The sequence below is a fragment of the Ferrovibrio sp. GW821-FHT12D07 genome (genome assembly GCF_058807275.1).
In genome coordinates this window covers 858,525-878,603 of the sequence record NZ_JBXAQN010000002.1, presented here as the reverse complement: position 1 = coordinate 878,603, position 20,079 = coordinate 858,525, and the positions used below count along the sequence as shown (strand labels likewise).

The 20,079-nt window shown below is 64.8% G+C and carries 25 protein-coding genes and 1 other RNA gene; 15 read left to right on the top strand and 11 right to left on the bottom strand.

Annotation, left to right across the window (positions count from 1 at the left end; genetic code table 11):
- Positions 1-25: 25 nt before the first annotated feature.
- Positions 26-565: a c-type cytochrome gene (locus tag AC1RRE_RS16105; protein WP_492982281.1), complete on the bottom strand. Its 540-nt coding sequence runs from the start codon at positions 563-565 to the stop codon at positions 26-28.
- 202 nt (positions 566-767) lie between these two features.
- On the opposite strand from AC1RRE_RS16105, the gene AC1RRE_RS16100 reads away from it, so the two are divergent.
- From AC1RRE_RS16100 to AC1RRE_RS16075, 6 genes are all read left to right on the top strand, one after another.
- The gene (locus AC1RRE_RS16100; protein WP_492982279.1) at positions 768-1,520 is read left to right on the top strand and encodes a 3-deoxy-manno-octulosonate cytidylyltransferase; all 753 of its coding nucleotides are present in this window, start codon (positions 768-770) and stop codon (positions 1,518-1,520) included.
- 20 nt (positions 1,521-1,540) lie between these two features.
- The gene (locus AC1RRE_RS16095; RefSeq protein ID WP_492982277.1) at positions 1,541-2,416 is read left to right on the top strand and encodes a prephenate dehydratase; all 876 of its coding nucleotides are present in this window, start codon (positions 1,541-1,543) and stop codon (positions 2,414-2,416) included.
- Positions 2,417-2,468: 52 nt separating this feature from the next.
- Complete coding sequence (locus tag AC1RRE_RS16090) at positions 2,469-2,780, top strand: LysE family translocator (protein ID WP_492982275.1); 312 nt, start codon at positions 2,469-2,471, stop codon at positions 2,778-2,780.
- 32 nt (positions 2,781-2,812) lie between these two features.
- Entirely contained in the window at positions 2,813-3,076 is a 264-nt protein-coding gene (locus AC1RRE_RS16085; protein ID WP_492982273.1) for a hypothetical protein, read from the top strand.
- A 138-nt stretch (positions 3,077-3,214) separates the two neighbouring features.
- The gene (locus AC1RRE_RS16080) at positions 3,215-4,558 is read left to right on the top strand and encodes a flavin monoamine oxidase family protein (RefSeq protein ID WP_492982271.1); all 1,344 of its coding nucleotides are present in this window, start codon (positions 3,215-3,217) and stop codon (positions 4,556-4,558) included.
- A gap of 86 nt (positions 4,559-4,644) precedes the next feature.
- Positions 4,645-5,583 (top strand): aldo/keto reductase, encoded by a 939-nt coding sequence (locus AC1RRE_RS16075; RefSeq protein ID WP_492982269.1) that lies wholly within the window; start codon positions 4,645-4,647, stop codon positions 5,581-5,583.
- 9 nt (positions 5,584-5,592) lie between these two features.
- Here the strand turns inward: AC1RRE_RS16075 and AC1RRE_RS16070 are convergent, their stop codons facing one another.
- From AC1RRE_RS16070 to AC1RRE_RS16050, 5 genes are all read right to left on the bottom strand, one after another.
- Positions 5,593-6,906 (bottom strand): flavin-containing monooxygenase, encoded by a 1,314-nt coding sequence (locus AC1RRE_RS16070; RefSeq protein ID WP_492982267.1) that lies wholly within the window; start codon positions 6,904-6,906, stop codon positions 5,593-5,595.
- Complete coding sequence (locus tag AC1RRE_RS16065; protein ID WP_492982265.1) at positions 6,903-7,889, bottom strand: NAD-dependent epimerase/dehydratase family protein; 987 nt, start codon at positions 7,887-7,889, stop codon at positions 6,903-6,905. The genes AC1RRE_RS16070 and AC1RRE_RS16065 overlap by 4 nt, the downstream gene beginning before the upstream one ends.
- 148 nt (positions 7,890-8,037) lie before the next feature.
- On the bottom strand, positions 8,038-8,994 hold the full coding sequence (locus AC1RRE_RS16060) for a Bug family tripartite tricarboxylate transporter substrate binding protein (protein WP_492982263.1): 957 nt from the start codon (positions 8,992-8,994) through the stop codon (positions 8,038-8,040).
- 23 nt (positions 8,995-9,017) lie between these two features.
- Positions 9,018-9,389 carry an AtuA-related protein gene (locus AC1RRE_RS16055; protein WP_492982261.1) on the bottom strand — a complete coding sequence of 124 codons (372 nt, stop codon included), beginning with the start codon at positions 9,387-9,389 and terminating at the stop codon, positions 9,018-9,020.
- Positions 9,386-10,753: an acyclic terpene utilization AtuA family protein gene (locus tag AC1RRE_RS16050; RefSeq protein ID WP_492982259.1), complete on the bottom strand. Its 1,368-nt coding sequence runs from the start codon at positions 10,751-10,753 to the stop codon at positions 9,386-9,388. Before AC1RRE_RS16050 ends, AC1RRE_RS16055 begins: the two co-directional genes overlap by 4 nt.
- Before the next feature lie 112 nt (positions 10,754-10,865).
- Here AC1RRE_RS16050 and AC1RRE_RS16045 point away from each other — a divergent pair, with 112 nt between their 5' ends.
- Positions 10,866-11,780, top strand: a complete 915-nt coding sequence (locus AC1RRE_RS16045) for a LysR family transcriptional regulator (protein ID WP_492982257.1) — start codon at positions 10,866-10,868, stop codon at positions 11,778-11,780.
- On the opposite strand, the gene AC1RRE_RS16040 is transcribed toward AC1RRE_RS16045, so the two are convergent.
- Complete coding sequence (locus AC1RRE_RS16040) at positions 11,770-11,985, bottom strand: YdcH family protein (RefSeq protein ID WP_492982255.1); 216 nt, start codon at positions 11,983-11,985, stop codon at positions 11,770-11,772. The genes AC1RRE_RS16045 and AC1RRE_RS16040 overlap by 11 nt on opposite strands.
- Before the next feature lie 52 nt (positions 11,986-12,037).
- Between AC1RRE_RS16040 and AC1RRE_RS16035 the strand changes: the two genes are divergently transcribed.
- Positions 12,038-12,610 (top strand): TIGR02444 family protein, encoded by a 573-nt coding sequence (locus AC1RRE_RS16035; protein ID WP_492982253.1) that lies wholly within the window; start codon positions 12,038-12,040, stop codon positions 12,608-12,610.
- On the opposite strand, the gene AC1RRE_RS16030 is transcribed toward AC1RRE_RS16035, so the two are convergent.
- On the bottom strand, positions 12,607-13,194 hold the full coding sequence (locus AC1RRE_RS16030; protein ID WP_492982251.1) for a UbiX family flavin prenyltransferase: 588 nt from the start codon (positions 13,192-13,194) through the stop codon (positions 12,607-12,609). The two genes, AC1RRE_RS16035 and AC1RRE_RS16030, sit on opposite strands and share 4 nt — an antisense overlap.
- A gap of 278 nt (positions 13,195-13,472) precedes the next feature.
- Between AC1RRE_RS16030 and AC1RRE_RS16025 the strand changes: the two genes are divergently transcribed.
- Positions 13,473-13,637: a YdcH family protein gene (locus tag AC1RRE_RS16025; RefSeq protein ID WP_492982249.1), complete on the top strand. Its 165-nt coding sequence runs from the start codon at positions 13,473-13,475 to the stop codon at positions 13,635-13,637.
- Positions 13,638-13,672: 35 nt separating this feature from the next.
- Here AC1RRE_RS16025 and AC1RRE_RS16020 read toward each other — a convergent pair whose 3' ends face one another.
- Both AC1RRE_RS16020 and AC1RRE_RS16015 read right to left on the bottom strand, forming a co-directional pair.
- Positions 13,673-15,313 carry an acyl-CoA synthetase gene (locus AC1RRE_RS16020; RefSeq protein WP_492982247.1) on the bottom strand — a complete coding sequence of 547 codons (1,641 nt, stop codon included), beginning with the start codon at positions 15,311-15,313 and terminating at the stop codon, positions 13,673-13,675.
- A 93-nt stretch (positions 15,314-15,406) separates the two neighbouring features.
- Positions 15,407-16,162, bottom strand: coding sequence for a sulfite exporter TauE/SafE family protein (locus AC1RRE_RS16015; RefSeq protein ID WP_492982949.1), 756 nt, complete (start codon positions 16,160-16,162; stop codon positions 15,407-15,409).
- Positions 16,163-16,297: 135 nt separating this feature from the next.
- Between AC1RRE_RS16015 and AC1RRE_RS16010 the strand changes: the two genes are divergently transcribed.
- The 6 genes from AC1RRE_RS16010 to AC1RRE_RS15985 all read left to right on the top strand — a co-directional run bounded on the left by AC1RRE_RS16010 (position 16,298) and on the right by AC1RRE_RS15985 (position 19,574).
- On the top strand, positions 16,298-16,978 hold the full coding sequence (locus tag AC1RRE_RS16010; protein ID WP_492982245.1) for a hypothetical protein: 681 nt from the start codon (positions 16,298-16,300) through the stop codon (positions 16,976-16,978).
- 14 nt (positions 16,979-16,992) lie between these two features.
- Entirely contained in the window at positions 16,993-17,328 is a 336-nt protein-coding gene (locus AC1RRE_RS16005; RefSeq protein WP_492982243.1) for a cell division protein ZapA, read from the top strand.
- Positions 17,329-17,341: 13 nt separating this feature from the next.
- A non-coding RNA gene (gene ssrS / locus AC1RRE_RS16000) (6S RNA) lies at positions 17,342-17,498 on the top strand.
- Between the two features lie 33 nt (positions 17,499-17,531).
- Entirely contained in the window at positions 17,532-18,161 is a 630-nt protein-coding gene (locus AC1RRE_RS15995) for a 5-formyltetrahydrofolate cyclo-ligase (RefSeq protein ID WP_492982241.1), read from the top strand.
- Entirely contained in the window at positions 18,158-18,973 is an 816-nt protein-coding gene (locus AC1RRE_RS15990; protein WP_492982239.1) for a TIGR00282 family metallophosphoesterase, read from the top strand. Before AC1RRE_RS15995 ends, AC1RRE_RS15990 begins: the two co-directional genes overlap by 4 nt.
- A 7-nt stretch (positions 18,974-18,980) precedes the next feature.
- Entirely contained in the window at positions 18,981-19,574 is a 594-nt protein-coding gene (locus tag AC1RRE_RS15985; protein WP_492982237.1) for a uracil-DNA glycosylase family protein, read from the top strand.
- Here the strand turns inward: AC1RRE_RS15985 and AC1RRE_RS15980 are convergent.
- The gene (locus AC1RRE_RS15980) at positions 19,571-20,053 is read right to left on the bottom strand and encodes a PAS domain-containing protein (protein WP_492982235.1); all 483 of its coding nucleotides are present in this window, start codon (positions 20,051-20,053) and stop codon (positions 19,571-19,573) included. The genes AC1RRE_RS15985 and AC1RRE_RS15980 overlap by 4 nt on opposite strands.
- Between the last annotated feature and the right edge of the window lie 26 nt (positions 20,054-20,079).

Sequence of the window (20,079 nt, the reverse complement as noted above, 5' to 3'; positions counted from 1 at the left end):
TGATGTTCGGTATGATCTGAAACGCTTACGGCAGCGGCTTCGGGCTGTCGGACAGCGAACGCAGATAAGCGATCAGGTCGGCGCGCTCCTTCGAGCTCTTGGCGCCGGCGAAGGCCATCTTGGTGCCCGGGGCATAGGCCTTCGGGTTCTTCAGGAAGGCGTAGAGGCTGTCATAGGTCCACTGGCCGCCGGTTTTCTTCAAGCCGTCGGAATAGGCGAAGCCGGCCATGTGGCCCTTGGGGGCCTGCACGATGTCGAACAGGTTCGGGCCGACCTTGGCCGGGCCACCCTTTTCCACGCTGTGGCAGGCGGCGCACTTGCCGAAGGCCTTCTTGCCGTTGTCGGCGCTGGCGGCGGCCAGCAGGCCGGCGACCGGCGGATCGGCTTCCTCGGCGACGGCGGGGCCGCCACCGGCAGCCGGGGCATCCGGCACGTCGATCTTGTAGGCGGCCTCGGCAAGCTTCTTGGGATGGACCAGCATGTTGCCGACCTGGTTCACACCCATGATGATCAGCAGGGCGAACAGCGCGGCGCCGGCAATTTTATTAAGCTCAAAACTATCCATCGGGGAAGCTCCTGGAGGCGACGGAGGACGGGCCCGGCCAAGTATCCGAAACCGCCCGAAAATCGCCGGGAGATTAGCGGCTTCCCCGACCCGTCCGCAACCCGTATATATCCGCAGGTTCAGGGCCTTGGCCCGCTCCGGCTGCGGCGAAGTGCCGCACCGGCCCCGTCTCTGATCTCGCTGCTTTTTCAAGGCTTAAGAAATGACCGCGGCCCTTCCGAAAAATCCGATCGTGCTGATCCCGTCGCGACTCGCCTCGACCCGGCTGCCCGACAAGCCTTTGGCCGATATCCATGGCCTGCCGATGATCGTGCACTGTCTGCACCGAGCCCGGGAGGCCGGCTTTGGCCGGGTGGCCGTGGCCTGCGGCGACCAGGCCATCGCCGTCGCCATCCAGGCCCATGGCGGCGAGGCGGTGATGACCGACCCGAACCATCCCTCGGGGTCGGACCGGATTTTCGAGGCCCTGCGCAAGCTTGATCCCGAGGGGCGGCATGACGCGGTGGTGAATTTCCAGGGCGACCTGCCGGCCATCGACCCCAAGGTGGTGGCCGCCGTGCTGACGCCGCTGAGCGACGCCGCCATCGACATCGCCACGCTGGCCACCCCCATCGTCGACACCCATGAGGTGGACGATCCCAATGTGGTGAAGGCGGTGCTCAGTCTTGCCCCCGGACAGACGGTCGGCCGCGCGCTCTATTTCAGCCGCCGTCCCGTGCCGTCGGGCGAGGGCCCGCTGTGGCACCATATCGGCATCTACGCCTATCGCCGTGCGGCGCTGGAGCGCTTCGTCACGCTGAAGCCTTCGCCGCTGGAGCAGCGCGAGAAGCTGGAGCAGCTGCGCGCGCTGGAAAACGGCATGGCCATTGCGGCGGCTGTCGTTGACACGCTTCCGCTCGGTGTCGATACTCCGGCCGATCTCGCGCGCATCCGCGCGGTGATGCAGCCCAAATAACCATAGAACCCGAGCCTGCCATGTCGCCTGTCGCCACCATTGCCACGGACGCCACCGATCCTGCCAAGGTCGTGGCCTTTCAGGGCGCGCCGGGCGCCTATTCGCATCTGGCCTGCCGTGAGGCGCTGCCCGATCTGGTGCCGCTGCCGTGTCCCAGCTTCGAGGATGCCTTCGCCGCCGTGCGAGAGGGCAAGGCGGCCTGTGGCCTGATCCCGATCGAGAATTCCACCGCCGGCCGCGTGGCCGACATTCACCAGCTGCTGCCCGAAGGCGGCCTGTTCATCACGGCCGAGCATTTCCTCCGCGTGCGGCACCAGTTGCTGGCGCCCAAGGCGGCCTCGCTCAAGAGCGTGAAGCGCGTCTACAGCCATGTGCAGGGCCTGTCGCAGTGCCGCAAGGTGATCAAGGAGCTCGGTATCGAGGCCGTGGTTGCCAGCGACACCGCCGGCTCGGCCAAGGATGTCTCCGAGCGCAACAGCGTCGAGGAAGCCGCCATTGCCTCGACCATCGCCGGCGAGCTCTACGGCCTGCAGGTGCTGCGCCCCGATATCGAGGATAACGCCACCAACACCACGCGCTTCATCAAGCTGGAGCGCCAGCGCCGCGATCCCGATCCCAAGGCGGCCAACAGCCTGACCGCGATCATGTTCCGCGTGCGCAGCGTGCCGGCGGCGCTGTACAAGGCGCTGGGCGGTTTCGCCACCAACGGCGTCAACGTGGTGAAGCTGGAAAGCTACCTGTCCGACGGCTTCAAGGTCGCGGAATTCTATGCCGAGATCGAAGGTCATCCGTCGCAGAAGAGTGTCGACCTCGCCCTGCAGGAGCTGGAATATTTCAGCTCCTTCCTGAAGGTGATCGGCGTCTTCACGGCGCATCCGTTCCGGTCGCAGGACTGAGACTGCACAAATCTTCCAGACCTGAGTCGGGATTCCGTGCCGTCATCGCGGCATGAGTCCTGACCAGATCGCCGCCTTTTTCCTGTTTTCCCTGATTGCCGCCATCACGCCCGGCCCCAGCAACGTGCTGCTGGCCGCCACTGGCGCGCAGGTCGGTTTCTGGCGCGGTCTGCCCTGCCTGTTCGGTGTCGCGGCCGGTACGGGTTCAGTGATGTTTCTTGCCGCGCTCGGCCCGGGCAGCCTTCTGCTGGCCTATCCGCAGGTGCTGCTGGTGGCGCGCATCGCCGGTTCGGTCTTCCTGCTCTGGCTGGCCTGGAAGATCGCGACCGCGCCGGTTGCTACCGGTGAGAATGCGGCGTCCTGACGCCGCAAACGGCCGGCTTCATCGACGGAGCGATGCTGCAATGGGTCAATCCAAAAACCCTGATGGTCTGCGTCGGCGCGGTCGCGACCTATCTGCATGACGATGGCGGCAGTGCGATTGTGCTGTCTGCCGTTTTCACCGCCGTCTTCGTTGCGGCTGTTCTGCCCAGCGGACTGGTCTGGCTGGTCTTCGGCGTGGCGGCCCAGCGTCTGCTGCGCGATGCGCGTCGCCAGCGCGTGTTCAACATCGCGATGGGCCTGGCGCTCGCTGCCTCGGTGGTCATGATCCTGCGTTGACGGCGCTGCCGCCGATTGCGAAATCCCGGCACCATGCAACCGCATCGCCTGTCCGGGTGATATCGGGCTGACGTTTTTGTGTAGGGCCGGCCATAAAATGTCGTCCGGACTGTCACGCTTCGCTGCATAATGCCGGGCATGATGAGGTTGACGCGGCGACAGGCTCTGGTGACTGGCAGTGCAGCCCTGCTGCTGCCCGCGCCTCTGCGCGCCGCCGCCATGCCGACCGAAGCCGATGTGGTGATCGTCGGTGCCGGCCTTGCGGGCCTGAGTGCTGCGCGCCTGCTGAAGGAACGTAATCGCAGCGCCGTGGTGCTGGAGGCGCGCGACCGCATCGGTGGCCGCATTCGCGCCGAGATGCTGGCCCCGGGCATTCATGCCGATCTCGGCGCGTCGATGCTGCGCTCGGCCGATATCAATCCGCTGGTGGCCGAGATGCGGCGCAACGATGCGCGCCTGCAGGCCGATGACGGTGACTTCTGGCTGTTCGACGGCAACAAGGATGCCGATGGCCATGACTATGATGCCCTCGGCTTCGCTTATGACAAGCTGGACGACGCACTGCTGGATGCGCGCACGCTCCGCAGCGATGTCACGCTGGCAAGCCGCGTCAAGATCGACAGCAAATGGGCCGATACGGCGCGTGCGCTGGCCGGCCCGCTGCATGTCGGCGTCGAATACGGCGCCGTCTCGGCGCTGGATGCGCCGCGGCTGTCCGGCACCGGCAATGATGCCTGGCTGAACGGCAGCTTCGGCAACTGGGTGCAGCAATACGGCCAGGGGCTGCCGGTCTTTACCGGCCGCCCGGCCCTGCGGATCGACTGGGGCGGCGATCATGTCACCATCGCCACCGCCGAAGGCGAGCTGCGCGCCGAAGCCTGCATCGTCACCGTGCCGCTGGGTCTGCTGAATGCGCGCGACGGCATCGTCTTCCAGCCTGGCCTGCCGCAGCCGCAGCGCGACGCCCTCGGCCGCACCGGCATGGGCCTGCTGGATCGCATCGCGCTGCATTACGAACCCGGCAGTTTCGAGGCGCCGGCCAATACCCAGGCCATACCCCGCATCAGCGGCACGCGCGGCATGAGTTTCCGCATCAACGCGCAAGGCCTGCCGCTGGCCGTCGCCACCGTGGGCGGCGACTATGCGCGCGAGTTGGAAGCGCAGGGCGAGGCGGCGATGATCGCTGCGGCGCGCCTGCAGCTGAAAGCGATGTTCGGCGAAGCGCTGGATAAGCGCTTCATCAAGGGCGTGACATCCGCCTGGGGTCGCGAGGACTACAGCCGTGGTGCCATCGCCACCGTGCGGCCGGGCTTTGCCACCGCGCGCCGCAATGCCGGCCGTGCGCTCACCAGTGCCAGCGGCCGCGCCCGGGTGTTGTTCGCCGGCGAGGCCTTTGCGCCGATCGACTGGATCGGCACGGCCACCGGCGCCTGGCTCTCGGGCCGGCAGGCGGCGGCGGAAGCTCTGCGCCTGTTCGGATGATGAACCAATAGGTTCGCCCTTGCCCGATCCTGCCGCAGGGCCCGATACTGCGCGCCATTCTCTCCCGTCAGCAGAAAGTCCCGCCCGTGAAATTCCGCAATCTCGGTACCTCCGGCCTTCTGGTTTCCGAAGTCGGCCTCGGCTGCAACAATTTCGAGATGCGTCTCGACCTTGAAGCCTCGCGCAAGGTCATCCACAAGGCGCTCGACCTCGGCATCACGCTGTTCGACACCGCCGATGTCTACGGCAACAAGGGCGGCTCCGAGACCCAGATGGGCAAGATCCTGGGCGCCCGCCGCAAGGACATCGTGCTGGCGACCAAGTTCGCCATGCCGATGGATGATGTGGGCGTCAAGGTTGGCGCTTCGCGCCGCTACATCATGAAGGCGGTGGAAGACAGCCTGACCCGCCTGCAGACCGACTACATCGACCTCTACCAGCAGCATCAGCCCGATGCGCGCACGCCGATCGAAGAAACCCTGCGCGCGCTGGATGACCTGATCCGCCAGGGCAAGGTGCGCTATATCGGCAATTCCAATTTCGCCAGCTGGCAGCTCGCCGATGCCGACTGGACCGCCAGACAGCTGGGCCTCAACCGCTTTGTTTCGGCCCAGGACGAACTCAGCCTGGTCTTCCGCAAGGCGGAAGCCGAGCAGCTGCCGGCCTGCGAACGCTTCGGTCTCGGCTTCCTGCCGTTCTTCCCGCTGGCCAGCGGGCTGCTCACCGGCAAGCACAAGGCCGGCACCGCCGCCGAAGGCTCGCGTCTGGCCAATACCCAGCGTCTGGCTGACCGCTATATGACGCCGGCCAATCTCGACACCGTGGAGCGCCTGCGTAGCTGGTGCGACAAGCGCGGCATCGGCATGACCGATCTGGCGTTTGCCTGGCTGCTGTCCAAGCCGCAGGTCTCCAGCGTGATCGCCGGCGCCACCAAGCCCGAACAGCTTGAGCAGAATGTGAAGGCGGGCGAGACGAAGCTTTCGGCCCAGGACCTGTCCGAGATCGCCGGCCTGCTGAACGGCTGATCGCCGGCCCTAATAGCCGGCCCGGCCGCTCTCCATGTCGCTGCGCATCTGCATGGCGTAGTCGCGGTAATCCACTTCCAGCGTATAGCGCGCGCTATCCACATAGCGCCGCTTCACGCCGCGCCAATGTTCGTTCACCTCCGCCTGCATGGCATTGCGCGGCGGCAGGCTGATCTGGCCCGCCAGCACACCGGCCAGCCAGCGCGACTGGATTTCCACCAGCGGAATGGTGGCGCCAATCGGCTGCACCAGCCCGACGAAATACAATCCCGGCTGGCTCACGGCGAGCATGCGGCGGTAAAGCTGCGGCGCCTCGTTGTCCTTGACGCTGAACAGCGCCGGATCGAGGAAGGGGAAGCTGGTGCGATAGCCGGTGGCATAGATGATGGCGTCGAAATCGTCTTCGCTGCCATCGGCGAAGTGGACGCTCCGCCCCTTCAGCTCGACTACATTCGGTTTCACCTTGATCCAGCCGTGGCCGATGTATGGCAAGAGTTCCTGGCTGATAGTGGCGTGCTCGCGCCACATCGGATGTTTCGGCGTCGGCATACCATAGCGCCGCTGGTCACCTACGCTGAGATACATCAGCTTGTTGACAATCATCCGGGCCAGCACGGTCGGCAGCTTGAGCTTGCGCGCGAAAAACGCACCCCAACGATCGGTGGGAATCCCCAGGATGTATTTCGGCATGATCCAGGCGCCGCGCCGCGTTGACAGCGTCACGCTGCGGGCGCGACGGCACAGGTCGACGGCGATATCGACGGCGGAATTGCCGATGCCGACCACCAGCACGCGCTTGTCGTCGAACGGTTCGGCGGTTTTGTAGGCGTGTGAATGAATGGCCATGCCGTCGAACTGTCCGGGGAAATCCGGCAGGCGCGTATCCCACAGATGGCCGTTGGCGACGATGACCGCGGCATAGCGCTTGGTCTCGCCGTTATCCAGCGTGACGGTCCATGTGCCATCCCCGGCCGGCGCCACGGCGGTGACGCTGGTGCGGAAACGGATATGCGGCCGGATACCGAAGCGCTCGGCGTAATCGTCGAGATATTTCATCACCTGCCAATGCGAGGGGAAGTCCGGCAGGTCGTCGGGCGTGGGGAAGTCGGGGTATTGCAGGTTCTTGCGGCTGGTATCGATATGCAGGCTGCGATAGGCAGCCGAGACGCCGTTGTCGTTGTTGTAGCGCCAGTTGCCGCCGATATCCGAGCCCTTCTCATAGCACTCGAAATTCAGGCCTTTGTCCTTCAGCGCCTTGGCGGCGGCGATCCCGGACGAGCCGGCGCCGATGATGCAGATGGGGCCGGCAGGAGATATGGTCACACTGTCTCCCGCGCGGCTTCCAGATAGGCGTCGATGATGGCGTCAAAGCCGGCATCGGGCAGGATGCCGTGCTTGCGCGCGAGGCTTGAGTCGAACCGTTTCGGCCAGCTGTCGACGATGGCCTGCAGGGCCGGATCGGGCTTCCACAGCACATGGCCGAGCTTTCGCCCGTCGCTGTGCCGGCCGACGCTGTCGACCATGTCGGCGACGCTGACGCTCAGCGCAGGCAGGTTGAAGGCGCGGCTGGTGCCAAAAACGCTGGCAGGCAGGTCATGGATGCGGGTCAGGCCGCGCGCCACCGCCTGCACCGAAACCAGCGGCACCAGCGTATCGGCGCGCAACGGCGAAGTAACCGTGCGGCCGTGCAGTGGTTCGCGCACGATGGCGGCCACGCGGTCCGACACCGATTGCCCGCCAGCTGGCCGGATCACCACGATGGGTAGGCGCAGGCAGCGACCATCGATCACGCCGTGACGGCTGTGATCGGTGATCAGCTGCTCGGCGATCACCTTGTGCACGCCGTAGGAGGTCTGCGGAGTTTGCGGTGTACTGTCGTCCACGGTGGCGGGCAAGGCGCCGCCAAAGGTGGCAATCGAACTGGCGAAGACGACTTTCGGCGCACGCGCCTGCGCCCGGCAGAGTTCCAGCAGGCCGAGCAGGCTGAGCACATTGGCCTCGATGCCCTGGGGGATATCGCGCTCGGCATCAGCGGTGAGCGAGGCAGCCAGATGGAACAGGCTGTCGATGCCGCCGGCGAAGATGCGGCTGCGGAAGGCGGGATCGCACAGGTCGCCGGTCTCGTGCCGCAGGGCAATGCCGTCGACCATGTTGACGGGAGAGTCGAACGGGCTGCGGTCTACCAGCACCAGTTCGCTGATCGGAAGGAAATCCTGTATTGAATCGGCCAGCTGGCCTTTTTTGATCAATGCTGCGGTCAGTTCCCGGCCGATAAAGCCCGCTGCACCGGTGATGACGACGCGCATCACGCCTCCCGTTCTTTTTTATGGCGCATCATTAATCCGGAGCAGGATCAGTGACGCAACCAAAAAATCCGGAAGCGGAGAGTCCTAAAATGAAACGGGCGAGTCGTTGCGACTCGCCCGCAGGATACCGACCATTCGGTCTGTTTGGTTATTCGGCTTCGATGCCGGCAGCCTTCACCACCTTGGCCCATTTGTCGGTTTCACTGACCACGAAATCAGCGAGCTCCTTGCGGCTGCTGGATTTCGGCTCGATGCCGGCGGCCATCAGCTTGTCCTGGATTTCCTTGTCCTGCACCGCGATCGCCATCACGGCCTGCAGTTTGTCGGCAATCGCAGCCGGCGTCTTGGCCGGCAGCCAGGCGGCGAACCAGGCGGTGATCTCATAGCCCGGCACGCCTTGGCTCGCGATGGTGGACAGGCCCGGTGCCACCGGTGAAGGCCCCTTGGTGGATACGCCCAGCGCCTTCACCTTGCCGGCATTGGCTTGCGGCAGGGTGGTGGAGACATCGGCGATCATCAGTTGCACCTGCCCGCCCAGCAGGTCGGTGACGGCCTGCGGGTTGCTCTTGTAGGGCACATGCACGATGTCGATGCCGGCCATGGTCTTCAGCATCTCGACACTGATGCGGGCCGAGCTGGAGCCGGCGCCGAAGCTGAGCTTGCCTGGATTGGCCTTCGCATAGGCGATCAGTTCCGGCACACTGTTGACCGGCACGGAGGGATTCACCACCAGCGCCATCGGAATGGTGCCCAGCATGGTGACGGTCTCGAAATCCTTCACGGCATCGTAGGGCAGCTTTTTCAGCATGCTCTGGTTGGCGGCATGCGTGGTGTTGGTCGAGATCAGCAGGGTGTAGCCGTCAGGCGCGGCGGTCGCCACCTTCTGCGCGGCGATCACGCCATTGCCGCCGGCGAGGTTCTCCACCACCACCGACTGCTTCAGATCGCGCGTGATGCGCTCGCCCACCACGCGGGCCACCGTGTCGGTGGCACTGCCGGCGGCAAATGGCACAATGAACTTGATCGGCCGGCTGGGGTAGTCGCTCTGGGCAAAGGCCGAGGGCGCAAGGGCCAGCAGGACCGCCAGGGATGTCAGGATACGCATGGATTTTTCCTCCGTGGTTTTTTCTAAACGGTTTGAGATTGCGAAATCAGCGGCAGCAGCGCCGCCGGCAGGGTGATGTCGAGAGTCAGCAGGCGGAAAGACAGCGTCTTGCCATGGCCATCCAGGCCGAGGCTGGCGTTGACGCCGCCATCCAGCGCGCGGTCGAGCACGAAGTTGAAAGCCCAGAGCCTGGGTAGGTCGAAGCGCTGCGTCCGGCCGGGATTGCGGCTGCCGAACAGGGCCGCGACGCGGTCGGGCGTTGCCTGCGCGGCAACGGTCTCGAAGAAATCCGGGCGATAGCAGATCAGCGCGATGTTCAGCCGGTTACCCTTGTCGCCCGAACGGGCATGGGCCAGCAGATGCAGTGGCACGGAGGATGGAATGATGGCGGTCACAGCAGCACCGCCTGTTCCCGCACCAGATTGCGCTCGATCAGGCAGCTGGCGCTGGCCAGCTGCGGCACCAGATGCCGCCGCACGCCTCCGCCGCCGGCCGGCCCGGCGACATACAGTGCTTCCACTTCATCCAGCAGATGCTTCACCGCCGTAGCGTCGGCATGGCGCGCGGCGAAACGCACGCGGACGTCTTCGCTGTCGCCTGTATTCGCCATCAGATCGGCACCGCTGCTGTCGCCAAAGCTGCTGACAAGGCCGATGATGTCGGCGCGGATGGTCAGCGCAGGCTGCGCCTTGCCCATGCGGGCGCGAATGATCTCGACCGCCAGCCGCGCGCGGGCGGCAGCGTTGGGCCCGGCATAGGAAATCTCGGCCTCACCGAACCAGCCGTTCTCGAAGCATACGGTGGCCTTCAGTGTCTCGGGCCGGGCATGGCCACGCGCGCCGCGGATGGCCACGCGATCCTCGCCCTGCTGCTCGACCTCGACATCGGTCAGATCGAGGATCACATCCGGCGTCAGGTAGGCGGCCGGATCGTGAATCTCGTACAGCATCTGCTCCTTCACCGTGCGCAGGTCGACCACGCCGCCGGTCTTGGCCGGCTTGGTGATGACGGCTGTGCCGTCGGCGCTGACCTCGGCGATGGGATAACCGATGTTGATAAAGTCAGACGCGTCCTTGAAACCGGGATCGGCGAAATAGCCGCCGCTGACCTGCGGGCCGCATTCCAGCAGATGGCCGACCAGCGTGCCGGCGGCGAGGCGGTCCCAGTCCTGCCAGTCCCAGCCAAAGGCATGCACCAGCGGGCCCAGCACCAGCGACGGGTCGGCGACGCGGCCGGTCACCACGATCTGTGCGCCGCGATCCAGCGCATCGGCTATGGCGCGTGCGCCCAGATAAGCATTGGCGGCGACGATGCTGTCGCGGCCGGCGAGAAGCGTGCCGTCACTCTCGCGCTGCGCCAGCTCCTGCGGCGTCAGGCGCGCCGACAGGTCGTCGCCTTCCACCACGGCGATTTTCGCATCGGGATAAGCGGCGTCCCTCGCCATGACGGCGATGCGCCGGGCCGCGGCCTGCGGATTGGCAGCGCCGAAATTGCTAACGATACGGATATTGTGTTTGAGGCATTGCGCCAGCACCGGCGCCAGCAGCGGCTCCAGTGCCGGGCTGTAGCCGCCATTGGCCGGGTCTTTCAGGCGGGCGAGCTGCGCCAGCGCCAGGGTGCGTTCGGCGAGCGTCTCGAAAATCAGGAAGGAGGGCGCGCCGCTGTTGATCAGCGCTTCGACCACCGCGACGGCAGCGCCGGCCCGGTCGCCGGCAAAGCCGGCTCCGCCACCGATATGGACGATCTTTTCTGCTGGCATCCCAGTCTTGCCTGATCCTGGCCTTGCCTGATCCTGGCCCGTTTCCTCTGTGGCCAGTCTCCGCCCTGCGATGTATAACGTCCAATATATAAGAAATATGGACTTATAATCTGTGTCTATAAATCTCAGCCTGCGCCAGCTCGAAATCTTCACCGCCACCGCGCGGCTGGAAAGCTTCAGTCTTGCCGCGGCCGAGCTGCGCATCTCGCAGCCGGCCTTGAGCGTGGCGATCCGCAAGATCGAGACCGAGCTCGGCCTGCAGCTGTTCGACCGCAGTACCCGCAGCGTGACGCTGACCGCCGATGGCCGGCATCTCGCCGCAGTGGCCGAGGACCTGTTGCGAGACGTAAAAGTGGGCCTGCAGAGTGTGGCGTCCCGCGTCAGCGGATTGCACGGGCGTCTGGCCATCGCGGTGCTGCCCTCGGTCGCGACTTCGATCCTGCCGGCGGCACTGGAACGGCTGCAGCGCAAGTATCCGGGCATCGACGTGGCGATCTACGACGTGATGCACGAACGCGCCGTGAAGATGGTGAGCGATGGCATCGCCGATTTCGCTGTCACCACGCGGATCGCCGATACGGCGGCGCTGGCCTATGAGGAGCTTGGTGCTGACCGCATCCATCTGGTCTGCCGCGACGATCATGTGCTGGCCAAGGGAAAAGGCCCGTTGCCCTGGAGCGCGCTGGCCGGCCATCCTTACGTGGCGATGGCTGGTAGCACGTCGGTGCGCCGGCTGGCCGATGCCGTGCTGCTGCAGGCGGATTTTGCGCTGCAGCCGCGCTACGAGGTTGAGCAGATCGCCTCCTGCATCGCGCTGGTTGCGGCGGGGCTGGGAGTCACGGCGCTGCCGGCGCTCACCTTCACGATGTTCTCGAATGAAAAGCTGTGCATGCGGCCCTTGATAGGCCCGGCCCTGAGCCGCCAGCTCGGTTTTCTGCAACTGAAAGGTCGGGTGCTGTCGGCGCCGGCGCGGGCGCTGACCAGAGAAATCTCGGCCGCCTTCGCGGCGGCGTGGCTCAAGCGATGATGTCGGGAATCAGCAGGTTCTCGATGCGGGTGATCTGATCCTTCAGCGCCAGCTTGCGCTTTTTCATGCGCTGAATCTGGATCAGGTTGAGGCTCGGCTGCTCGGCCAGCGCGGCAATCGCGTCGTCGAGGTCGCGGTGCTCGGCGCGCAGATCGGCGACTTTGCGCTCCAGTTCCTCGGTGTCGATCGGACCGGGAAAATTCATACCGTCACTCAAGCCTACCCTTGGGCCATAAAAGCCCGCTACCATAGCACGGATGACAGAGCGCGACACAAACTCAGACATGTCCGGCCCAAAAATCCTTTCCGCAAGCGATGTTAAGGTCCCCGGCCTGTGGGCCTTTTCGCTTGAGCTATACGGTCGTCCCGGGGTGGCTGCGGCCTGCGTGGCCCTGCAGGATCGCTTTAATGCCGATGTGAACCTGCTGCTGCTCGGTTTCTGGCGCGCCGCCAAGGGCTATCCCGGCTGGGAATCCGCCGAGCTCGACCATGCCCGCAGTGCCGTGGCCCCGGTGAATGCCGTGCTGCAGCCGTATCGCCAAGCCCGGCGCGCGCTGAAGGCCCTGATCGCCGACGAACCGGCAGCGGAAACCCTCTATGCCGATGCCAAGGCGCTGGAACTGCGGCTGGAGCAGGTGGCGCAGGCCTGGCTGGCGGCCGTGAGCCGCGTCAGCCCGGCGATCCGCCGGCCGTTGCCGCTCTCGCGCCCCGATCATGTCGAGGCGGCGGCGACGCATCTCTCGCAATACCTGGAGCAGGTCGCGCCCGGCAATGCCGAGGCCCTGCAGCTGGCCGCCGACCTGCTCGGCGCAGCCCTGAGCGAAGACTAAGGCCGGCCGCTCCAGCGCTTTACCAGGCCGCTGTCGAGCCCGAAAAGATCGAGCACGCGGCCGACCGTGTGGTCGACCAGGTCTTCCAGGGTCTGCGGCATCGCATAGAAGGCCGGCATCGGCGGCGCGATGATCGCGCCCATCTCGGTCACCGCCGTCATGTTGCGCAGATGGCCCAGATGCAGCGGCGTCTCGCGCGGCACCAGCACCAGGCGGCGGCGCTCTTTCAGCGTCACATCGGCCGCGCGACTCAGCAGCGTGCTGGTCACGCCGGTGGCGACCTCGGCCAGCGTCTTCATCGAGCAGGGCAGGATCACCATGCCCAGCGTCTGGAACGAGCCCGACGAAATCGCCGCCCCGATATCGCCCACGACATACACTTTCGTCGCCAGCGCCTTCACATCCTTCGCATCCCGAGTCGTCTCGTAGGCGATGGTCATTTCGGCGGCACGGCTCATGACCAGATGGGATTCGATGCCGCTGTTCTTCAGAGCTTCCAGCAGACGTATGCCATAGGTCACGCCCGAAGCGCCGGTGATGCCTACAACCAGGCGACGCTGCGCCGGATGGCGGATTGCCGGCACGATTTTTCCAGCGCCGATCGCGGCTTGGCTGCGCTTCCTGATTCCACCGCTTACACGCGCGGTTTTGCCGGCCGCTCGTTTGGAGGGCGTTTTCTCAGTGGTTTTCCGTGTGCGGCGCATACAAAATTTCGCTTCTGTGAGAATTTACCAATTCGGGGCTGACAAAGCGCGGAACGAGTGCTTAGCTAACATACAGGCGCGAACCGATGCGGTCGTGCCTGACAGGGCGACCGCAGTCGAACTGGTGACGCGCTCCAAACCGAAAGGAGGAGCCCGCGATGAACAATTTGGCGCATCTCGACACTCTCATCGAAAAACATCACAGCCTGCAAGCGGCGATCGATGATGAGATTCACCGCCCGATGCCCGATCAGTCCCGCCTCACCCAGCTCAAACGCGAAAAGCTGAAGCTGAAAGAGGCAATCACCCGATATACCCAGTAAGAACCGCGCGGCCGGGCGTCATGTGAGGTCCTGCTTCACTTGATTGCCTTGGCCTTCTCGCGCAGTTCGAACTTCTGGATCTTGCCCGTCGAGGTTTTCGGCAACTCGCCGAATACCACAGTCCTGGGCACCTTGAACTTCGCAAGCCGCTCCTTGCAGAAGGCGATGATCGCGTCGCCGCCTGCCTTGTCGGCCGTCGTCTCTGCGCCGTTGCGCAGGGTGACGAAGGCGCAGGGCGTCTCGCCCCAATGCTCGTCGGGACGCGCAACAACCGCGGCCTCGACAATATCAGGGTGCATATAGAGCACGCCTTCCACCTCGATGGTGGAGATATTCTCGCCGCCCGAGATGATGATGTCCTTCGAGCGGTCTTTGATCTGCATGTAGCCGCCCGGATAGAGCACGCCCAGATCGCCGGAATGGAACCAGCCGCCGGCAAAGGCTTCCTGCGTGGCCTTCGGGTTCTTCAGGTAGCCCTTCATCACGATATTGCCGCGGAACATGATCTCGCCCATGGTTTCGCCGTCTTCCGGCACGCGCTCCATGGTTTCGGGATTCAGCACGGTGACGTCTTCTTCCACGTGATAACGCACGCCCTGACGCGCCTTCATCGCGGCCTTCTCGGGCAGCGGCAGGCTGTCCCATTCTTCATGCCAGTCGCAGACCACGGCGGGACCGTAGACTTCAGTCAGGCCATACACATGCGTGACGTCGAAGCCCATCTTTTCCATCGCCGCCAGCACGGCGGCCGGGGGCGCTGCACCGGCGGTCATGCATTTCACGCCAGGCTTGAGCTTCGCCTTCACATCATCAGGCGCATTGATCAACATGGTCAGCACGGTGGGTGCGCCGCAGAAATGCGTCACGCCGTGATTCAGGAAGCTGTCGAAGATTAGCGCCGGGTCGACCTTACGCAGGCAGACATGCACGCCGGCCAGCATGGTGATGGTCCAGGGGAAGCACCAGCCGTCGCAATGGAACATCGGCAGCGTCCACAGATACCGCGGATGCTTGGGAAGGTTCCAGGTCACGGCATTGCCGACGGCATTGAGATACGCGCCGCGATGATGCGTCACCACGCCTTTGGGATTGCCGGTGGTGCCCGAGGTGTAACCCAGCGAGATCGCATCCCATTCATCTTGGACGCCGCGCCAGTCCCAGTCCGGATCGCCGGTCTTGAGGAAGGCCTCGTATTCCATCTCGCCGAACAGCTCGCCGGTGGTGCAGAGATGATCGTCGATGTCGATCACCACGGGCTTGGTCTTCGACAGCGCCACGGCGGCCTTCACGGTGGCGCTGTATTCGCGGTCGGTGAACAGGATCTTGGCTTCGCCATGCTCCAGGATGAAGGCGATGGCGGCGGCATCGAGCCGCGTGTTGATAGCGTTGATCACTGCGCCGGTGACGGGAATGCCGAAATGCGCTTCCAGATGCGCGGGCGTGTTCGGCGCGATGATTGCCACCGTGTCGCCGCGCGTGATGCCGCGCTTTTCCAGCGCCGAGGCCAGCCGGCGGCAGCGCTCATACAGCTCGATATAGGAATAGCGCAGCTTGCCGTGGATCACGGCCTGGTGGTTGGGGAAAACCTCGGCCGTGCGCCGCAGGAAGCTCATGGGCGACAGGGCCTCGAAATTGGCCCGGTTCTGGTCGAGATCGCGGTCGTAAATCGTGGTCATTGTCCGGCAGTCCCCCTGTGGGAACCAAGCTAGAGCAAACTGTGCATCTGCGGCAACAGCCCCCGGAATATCACTATTTGTTGGCCACTCTTCTTATGGGAAATGCAGGCCGAAGCCGTCAGCCAGCAGCTTCAGGCCGCAGAGGAAGACGAAGCTGTAAACGATGCGGAAAAACAACGCATCGCTCATCTTGTGATGCAGCCACATGCCCAGATAGACACCGCCGACCGCGACCGGCACCAGTACGGCACCGGTGGCCAGATTGCCCGGGGTGAACTGGCCCAGCCACCAGTAGGGCACCAGCTTCACGTAATTGACCGCGGCGAAGAAGACCACGGTGGTGGCGACGAACTTCGTCTTGTCCATCTGCTGCGGCAGCAGATAAACCTGCAGCGGCGGACCGCCCGCATGGGCTATGAAGCTGGTGAAGCCCGAGCAAGCGCTCCAGAATACGCCTTTCGCAACATGGGGCTGCGCCGGCTCGACCGGACTGCGCTTCAGCCATTTCTGCAGGGCGAAAACCACGGCCACGCCGCCGACGATGATCTCGACGCCACTATTGCTGACATAGCCTGCGGTCAGTGTCCCGATCAGGATACCGATCAGGGCGCCGGGCAGGATGATCTTCATGTTTTCCCGATCCCAGCGGCCGCGGAATCCCCACAGGCCGGCCAGATCCATGGCGCAAAGCACCGGCAGCATGATGGCGGCGGCCTGCAGCGGCGGCAGCACCAGGCTCAGCAGCGGCAGGGCGATCAGGCTGGTTCCAGGGCCGAAGCCTCCCTTGCTCATCCCTACGATCAGGACCGCCGGAAAGGCCGCAGCATAGAACCAGGGGTCTGCGATCATTGGGAAATCGGTCATGGGACGGCCGGGGGGGAATGTGGCGGGAAGACGGCGGGCGGTTTGGTTGCGCGGGACGGTCGCGAAGTTTATCTTCCATGTCAAGTTTACCGCCCAACACCAATGAACTGAAGCAAAGCAATGCAATCCGGTGTCTCTGCAGCGGTGGCCGCCATGGAGCAGGCCGTGCGCCGGCTGGATACCGCCCTGGCGCAGCGCGGGGCGGCCTTCCGGTCGCTGGCCGAACAGCATGGCCTGGTGGCATCCGAGGTCAAAACCCTGCGCGACGAGCTGCAGGCTGCCCGCGACGAGGCGGCTTCCCTGCGCGAGCGCGCCGCCCTGGTCGATGCCCTGCGCGCCGAGCTGGCGCAGTTGCAGCAGGACGAGGCCGCGGTGGTGCAGGACGACAGTGCCTTGCGTGAAACGCTGCAGGTGCGGGATGCCGAAGTCGCGACCCTGAAGCAGACCGCCGAAGACCTGCGCGCCAAGCTGGCTGCAGCGGTCGATGCCAAGGTGGAGCTGCAGGCACGCGCCAGCATGCCGCAGCCGGACAATGGCGAACTGGAGGCATTGAAGAAAGAGACTGAAGAGCTGCGCACCAGGTTGGCGGCCGCCGTCGATGCCAAGGTGCAGCTGCAGGAACGCGCGGCTGCGTCGCAGCCGATGAATGCCGGCGGCGATGTCGTGGCGCTGAAGGCCGAACTGGCCGCCGCGCGGGCGGCGCATACGGAAATGCAGGCCTTCCAGTCGGGTGTCGCGGCGCGGCTGGAGGCGACGATGGCGCGCCTGCGCCAGGCGCTGGATGCCGATGTCAGGGTGTAAGGGAGGCTGCTGCGATGGCTGAGATCAATGTCACCGTCAACAACCGCCTCTATCCGATCGGCTGCGACGATGGCGAGGAAGATCAGGTTCGTCGTCTGTCCGGGCTGGTTGATGCCCGGGTGAAAGAGCTTGCCGCCCTGGTGGGGCAGGTGGGCGAGGCGCGGTTGCTGCTGATGACGGCGCTGACGCTCGCCGACGATCTGGAACAGGCCCAGCGCGACGTGGCGGCCATGCGGCAAGAGGTTAATGCGCTCTCGGAAGAGCAGAAAACCGCTGCCGGGGGCGCGGATGCCCTGCTGGGACTGGCAAAACGGCTGGAAGACATTGCCGCAAGGCTTGAGACCACCTAAATAAAGCCTTGGACGGGTGCTGCCCGGTGCGTTGGTGTTCATAACCCTGGGGCCAATGCTCATCTCTAGGGAGCTGTCCCTGGCCGGAGCCCTGGTTCCGATCATACGGCGCCCACCTGGTACGCCAGGCCACAGAGGTTAGTTCATGCTAACGGCCATGGCGGGCCCGTCCACTTCCGCCCCATTCAATTGACCAGGCCAGCGTGGCTTCTTCAAACGACTTCACTGGCAATCCAGCGCTCGATCAGCGCAAGGCGAGCCTGCGCAGCAAGCTGAAGGCACGCCGCGCCGAGGCGGCGCAAGCCAACGGCGCGGCGATTGCGACGCTGGCAGCTGAACGCTTTCTCGCCGCCATTCCGGTGCAGGCGGGTCAGGTAGTCGCCGGCTACTGGCCGATGGGCGATGAGCTCGATCCGCTGCCGCTGCTGCTGGCCTTGCAGCGGCAGGGTGCGCGCATCGTGCTGCCCGCCGTGCAGAAGGGCAGCCGCCTGCTGCAGTTCCGGCTCTGCGAAGATCTCGCCAGTCCGCCGCCGGGCGGCGCCTATGGCATTCCGGCGCCGGGCGAGGGTGCGGCCATGCTGCCGCCCGATATCCTGCTGGTCCCGTTGATCGGTTTCGATGCCGCTGGTCGCCGGCTTGGCATGGGTGGCGGCTATTACGACGTGACGCTGCAGGCCTTGCGGGCCTCGGGTGACAAAAAGAGTGTGGCCGTCGGCTATGCCTTCGCGGTACAGCAGGTGGCGGAGTTGCCTCACGGGGCGCATGACGAAATACTGGACTGGGCGGTGACCGAACGCGGGGCCGTGCAGTTTTTAGGACAGGACCAGCGATGAAACTTCTGTATTGCGGCGATATTGTCGGCCGCTCCGGGCGCGACGCGGTGGTGTCGCGGATTCCCGAACTGCGCAAGACGCTGGGCCTCGATTTCGTGCTGGTGAATGGCGAGAACGCCGCCGCCGGTTTCGGCATCACCGGCAAGATATGCGAGGAGTTCTACGCTGCCGGCATCGACGTGATCGTGCTGGGCAACCACGCCTGGGACCAGCGCGAGACGCTCAGCTACATCAACTCCGATCCGAAGTTGCTGCGGCCGCTGAATTACCCGAAGGGCACGCCGGGCAAGGGCGCGGCTCTGTATACTTTGCAGAGTGGCAAGAAGGTGCTGGTGATCCAGGTGATGGGTCGCATCTTCATGGACCCGCTGGACGATCCCTTCGCCGCCGTCGATGGCGAGTTGCAGAAATACCGCCTGGGTGCCGGTGCGGGGGCGGATGCGATCATCGTCGATATCCATGGCGAGGCGACGTCGGAGAAGATGGCGATGGGCCATTTCTGCGATGGCCGCGCCTCGCTGGTCTGCGGCACGCACAGCCATATTCCGACTGCGGATGCGCAAATCCTGCCCGGCGGCACGGCCTACCAGACCGATGCCGGCATGTGCGGCGACTACAATTCGGTGATCGGCATGGAAAAGACCGAGCCGTTGAACCGCTTCACCCGCAAGGTGCCCAACGGCCGCTTCGAGCCCGCCAATGGCGAGGGCACGCTCTGCGCCGTCTATGTCGAGACCGACGACCGCACCGGGCTAGCCACCCGCATCGCGCCGCTGCGGCTGGGTGGTCGACTGTCACAGACAAGCCTCTGAGTCCTCAATGGGCAGCCGTTTCGACGCGCTGCTGAAAGACGTCCGCGGCTGTACGCTGTGCGCGGCGCATCTGCCGCTCGGGCCGCGCCCCGTGGTGCGCCTGCAGCGCAGCGCGCGTCTGCTGATCATCGGGCAGGCGCCCGGCACGAAAGTGCACGAGAGCGGTCTGCCCTGGAACGACCGCAGTGGCGATGTGCTGCGCGGCTGGCTTCAGATGGACCACGACAGTTTTTACGACATGACGAAGATCGCCGTGATGCCGATGGGCTTCTGCTATCCCGGCGTCAACCCGAAAGGCGGCGATAACCCGCCGCGTCCCGAATGTGCGCCGCGCTGGCATGACAAGCTGCTGGGCTTCCTGCCCGATCTGAAGCTCACCCTGCTGGTCGGGCAATATGCGCAGAACCATTACCTGCGCGGGCAGGGCGAAAAGACCCTGACCGAGACGGTGCGGAATTTCGGGCGCTATCTGCCCGACGGCTATTTCCCCCTGCCGCATCCGAGCTGGCGCAGCCTTGGCTGGCAGAAACGCAATCCCTGGTTTGCCAAAGACGTGCTGCCGGCGTTGCGCCGCGGCATGGCAGCGGCGCTCAAGGATTAGACGTTGGGCTCGCGGATCAGGAAGTCGACAACGCAGAACAGCATGTCGACGCGCACGCCGTCCGACGCCATCGGCATCACCATGTCCACCACCGACAGGAAATCCTTGTGCGGGCCCACATAGGGCACGCGGTTGATGCGCGGCGTCTTGGCTTCGGTCACGGTGTAGAGGCTGGTCCAGATGCGGCTCGGCGGTTTCTGGTGCGGCAGGTCGCTCATGCACAGGCCGGTGTAGCGCGCGTTCATCTGGGTATCGACATGCGTGCCGATCAGGCGGTAGCGGAAATCCAGCGTCCAGCCCGGTTTGCTGTCATACAGCACGTCCATCAGGATGATATGCGGCAGCAGGGGCACGATATCGGCCGGATCGATATCGGCGCGCGACGGCATGGCACGCGTGGCGCGCTTCACATTCCAGTATTCGTAAGCTTGGCGCAGCAGGGGCGTGGCCCCGGCAAGATCGAGTTCCAGCGTATTCATACGTATCGAGCCTGACACGGATGGAT

What these genes read in the sequence shown, in the direction of transcription:
- AC1RRE_RS16105 (WP_492982281.1), bottom strand. Translation starts at nt 565, where the DNA reads ATGGATAGTTTTGAGCTTAATAAAATTGCCGGCGCCGCGCTGTTCGCC.
- AC1RRE_RS16100 (WP_492982279.1), top strand. Translation starts at nt 768, where the DNA reads ATGACCGCGGCCCTTCCGAAAAATCCGATCGTGCTGATCCCGTCGCGA.
- AC1RRE_RS16095 (WP_492982277.1), top strand. Translation starts at nt 1,541, where the DNA reads ATGTCGCCTGTCGCCACCATTGCCACGGACGCCACCGATCCTGCCAAG.
- AC1RRE_RS16090 (WP_492982275.1), top strand. Translation starts at nt 2,469, where the DNA reads ATGAGTCCTGACCAGATCGCCGCCTTTTTCCTGTTTTCCCTGATTGCC.
- AC1RRE_RS16085 (WP_492982273.1), top strand. Translation starts at nt 2,813, where the DNA reads ATGCTGCAATGGGTCAATCCAAAAACCCTGATGGTCTGCGTCGGCGCG.
- AC1RRE_RS16080 (WP_492982271.1), top strand. Translation starts at nt 3,215, where the DNA reads ATGATGAGGTTGACGCGGCGACAGGCTCTGGTGACTGGCAGTGCAGCC.
- AC1RRE_RS16065 (WP_492982265.1), bottom strand. Translation starts at nt 7,889, where the DNA reads ATGCGCGTCGTCATCACCGGTGCAGCGGGCTTTATCGGCCGGGAACTG.
- AC1RRE_RS16060 (WP_492982263.1), bottom strand. Translation starts at nt 8,994, where the DNA reads ATGCGTATCCTGACATCCCTGGCGGTCCTGCTGGCCCTTGCGCCCTCG.
- AC1RRE_RS16050 (WP_492982259.1), bottom strand. Translation starts at nt 10,753, where the DNA reads ATGCCAGCAGAAAAGATCGTCCATATCGGTGGCGGAGCCGGCTTTGCC.
- AC1RRE_RS16040 (WP_492982255.1), bottom strand. Translation starts at nt 11,985, where the DNA reads ATGAATTTTCCCGGTCCGATCGACACCGAGGAACTGGAGCGCAAAGTC.
- AC1RRE_RS16035 (WP_492982253.1), top strand. Translation starts at nt 12,038, where the DNA reads ATGACAGAGCGCGACACAAACTCAGACATGTCCGGCCCAAAAATCCTT.
- AC1RRE_RS16025 (WP_492982249.1), top strand. Translation starts at nt 13,473, where the DNA reads ATGAACAATTTGGCGCATCTCGACACTCTCATCGAAAAACATCACAGC.
- AC1RRE_RS16020 (WP_492982247.1), bottom strand. Translation starts at nt 15,313, where the DNA reads ATGACCACGATTTACGACCGCGATCTCGACCAGAACCGGGCCAATTTC.
- AC1RRE_RS16015 (WP_492982949.1), bottom strand. Translation starts at nt 16,162, where the DNA reads ATGATCGCAGACCCCTGGTTCTATGCTGCGGCCTTTCCGGCGGTCCTG.
- AC1RRE_RS16010 (WP_492982245.1), top strand. Translation starts at nt 16,298, where the DNA reads ATGCAATCCGGTGTCTCTGCAGCGGTGGCCGCCATGGAGCAGGCCGTG.
- AC1RRE_RS16005 (WP_492982243.1), top strand. Translation starts at nt 16,993, where the DNA reads ATGGCTGAGATCAATGTCACCGTCAACAACCGCCTCTATCCGATCGGC.
- AC1RRE_RS15990 (WP_492982239.1), top strand. Translation starts at nt 18,158, where the DNA reads ATGAAACTTCTGTATTGCGGCGATATTGTCGGCCGCTCCGGGCGCGAC.
- AC1RRE_RS15985 (WP_492982237.1), top strand. Translation starts at nt 18,981, where the DNA reads ATGGGCAGCCGTTTCGACGCGCTGCTGAAAGACGTCCGCGGCTGTACG.
- AC1RRE_RS15980 (WP_492982235.1), bottom strand. Translation starts at nt 20,053, where the DNA reads ATGAATACGCTGGAACTCGATCTTGCCGGGGCCACGCCCCTGCTGCGC.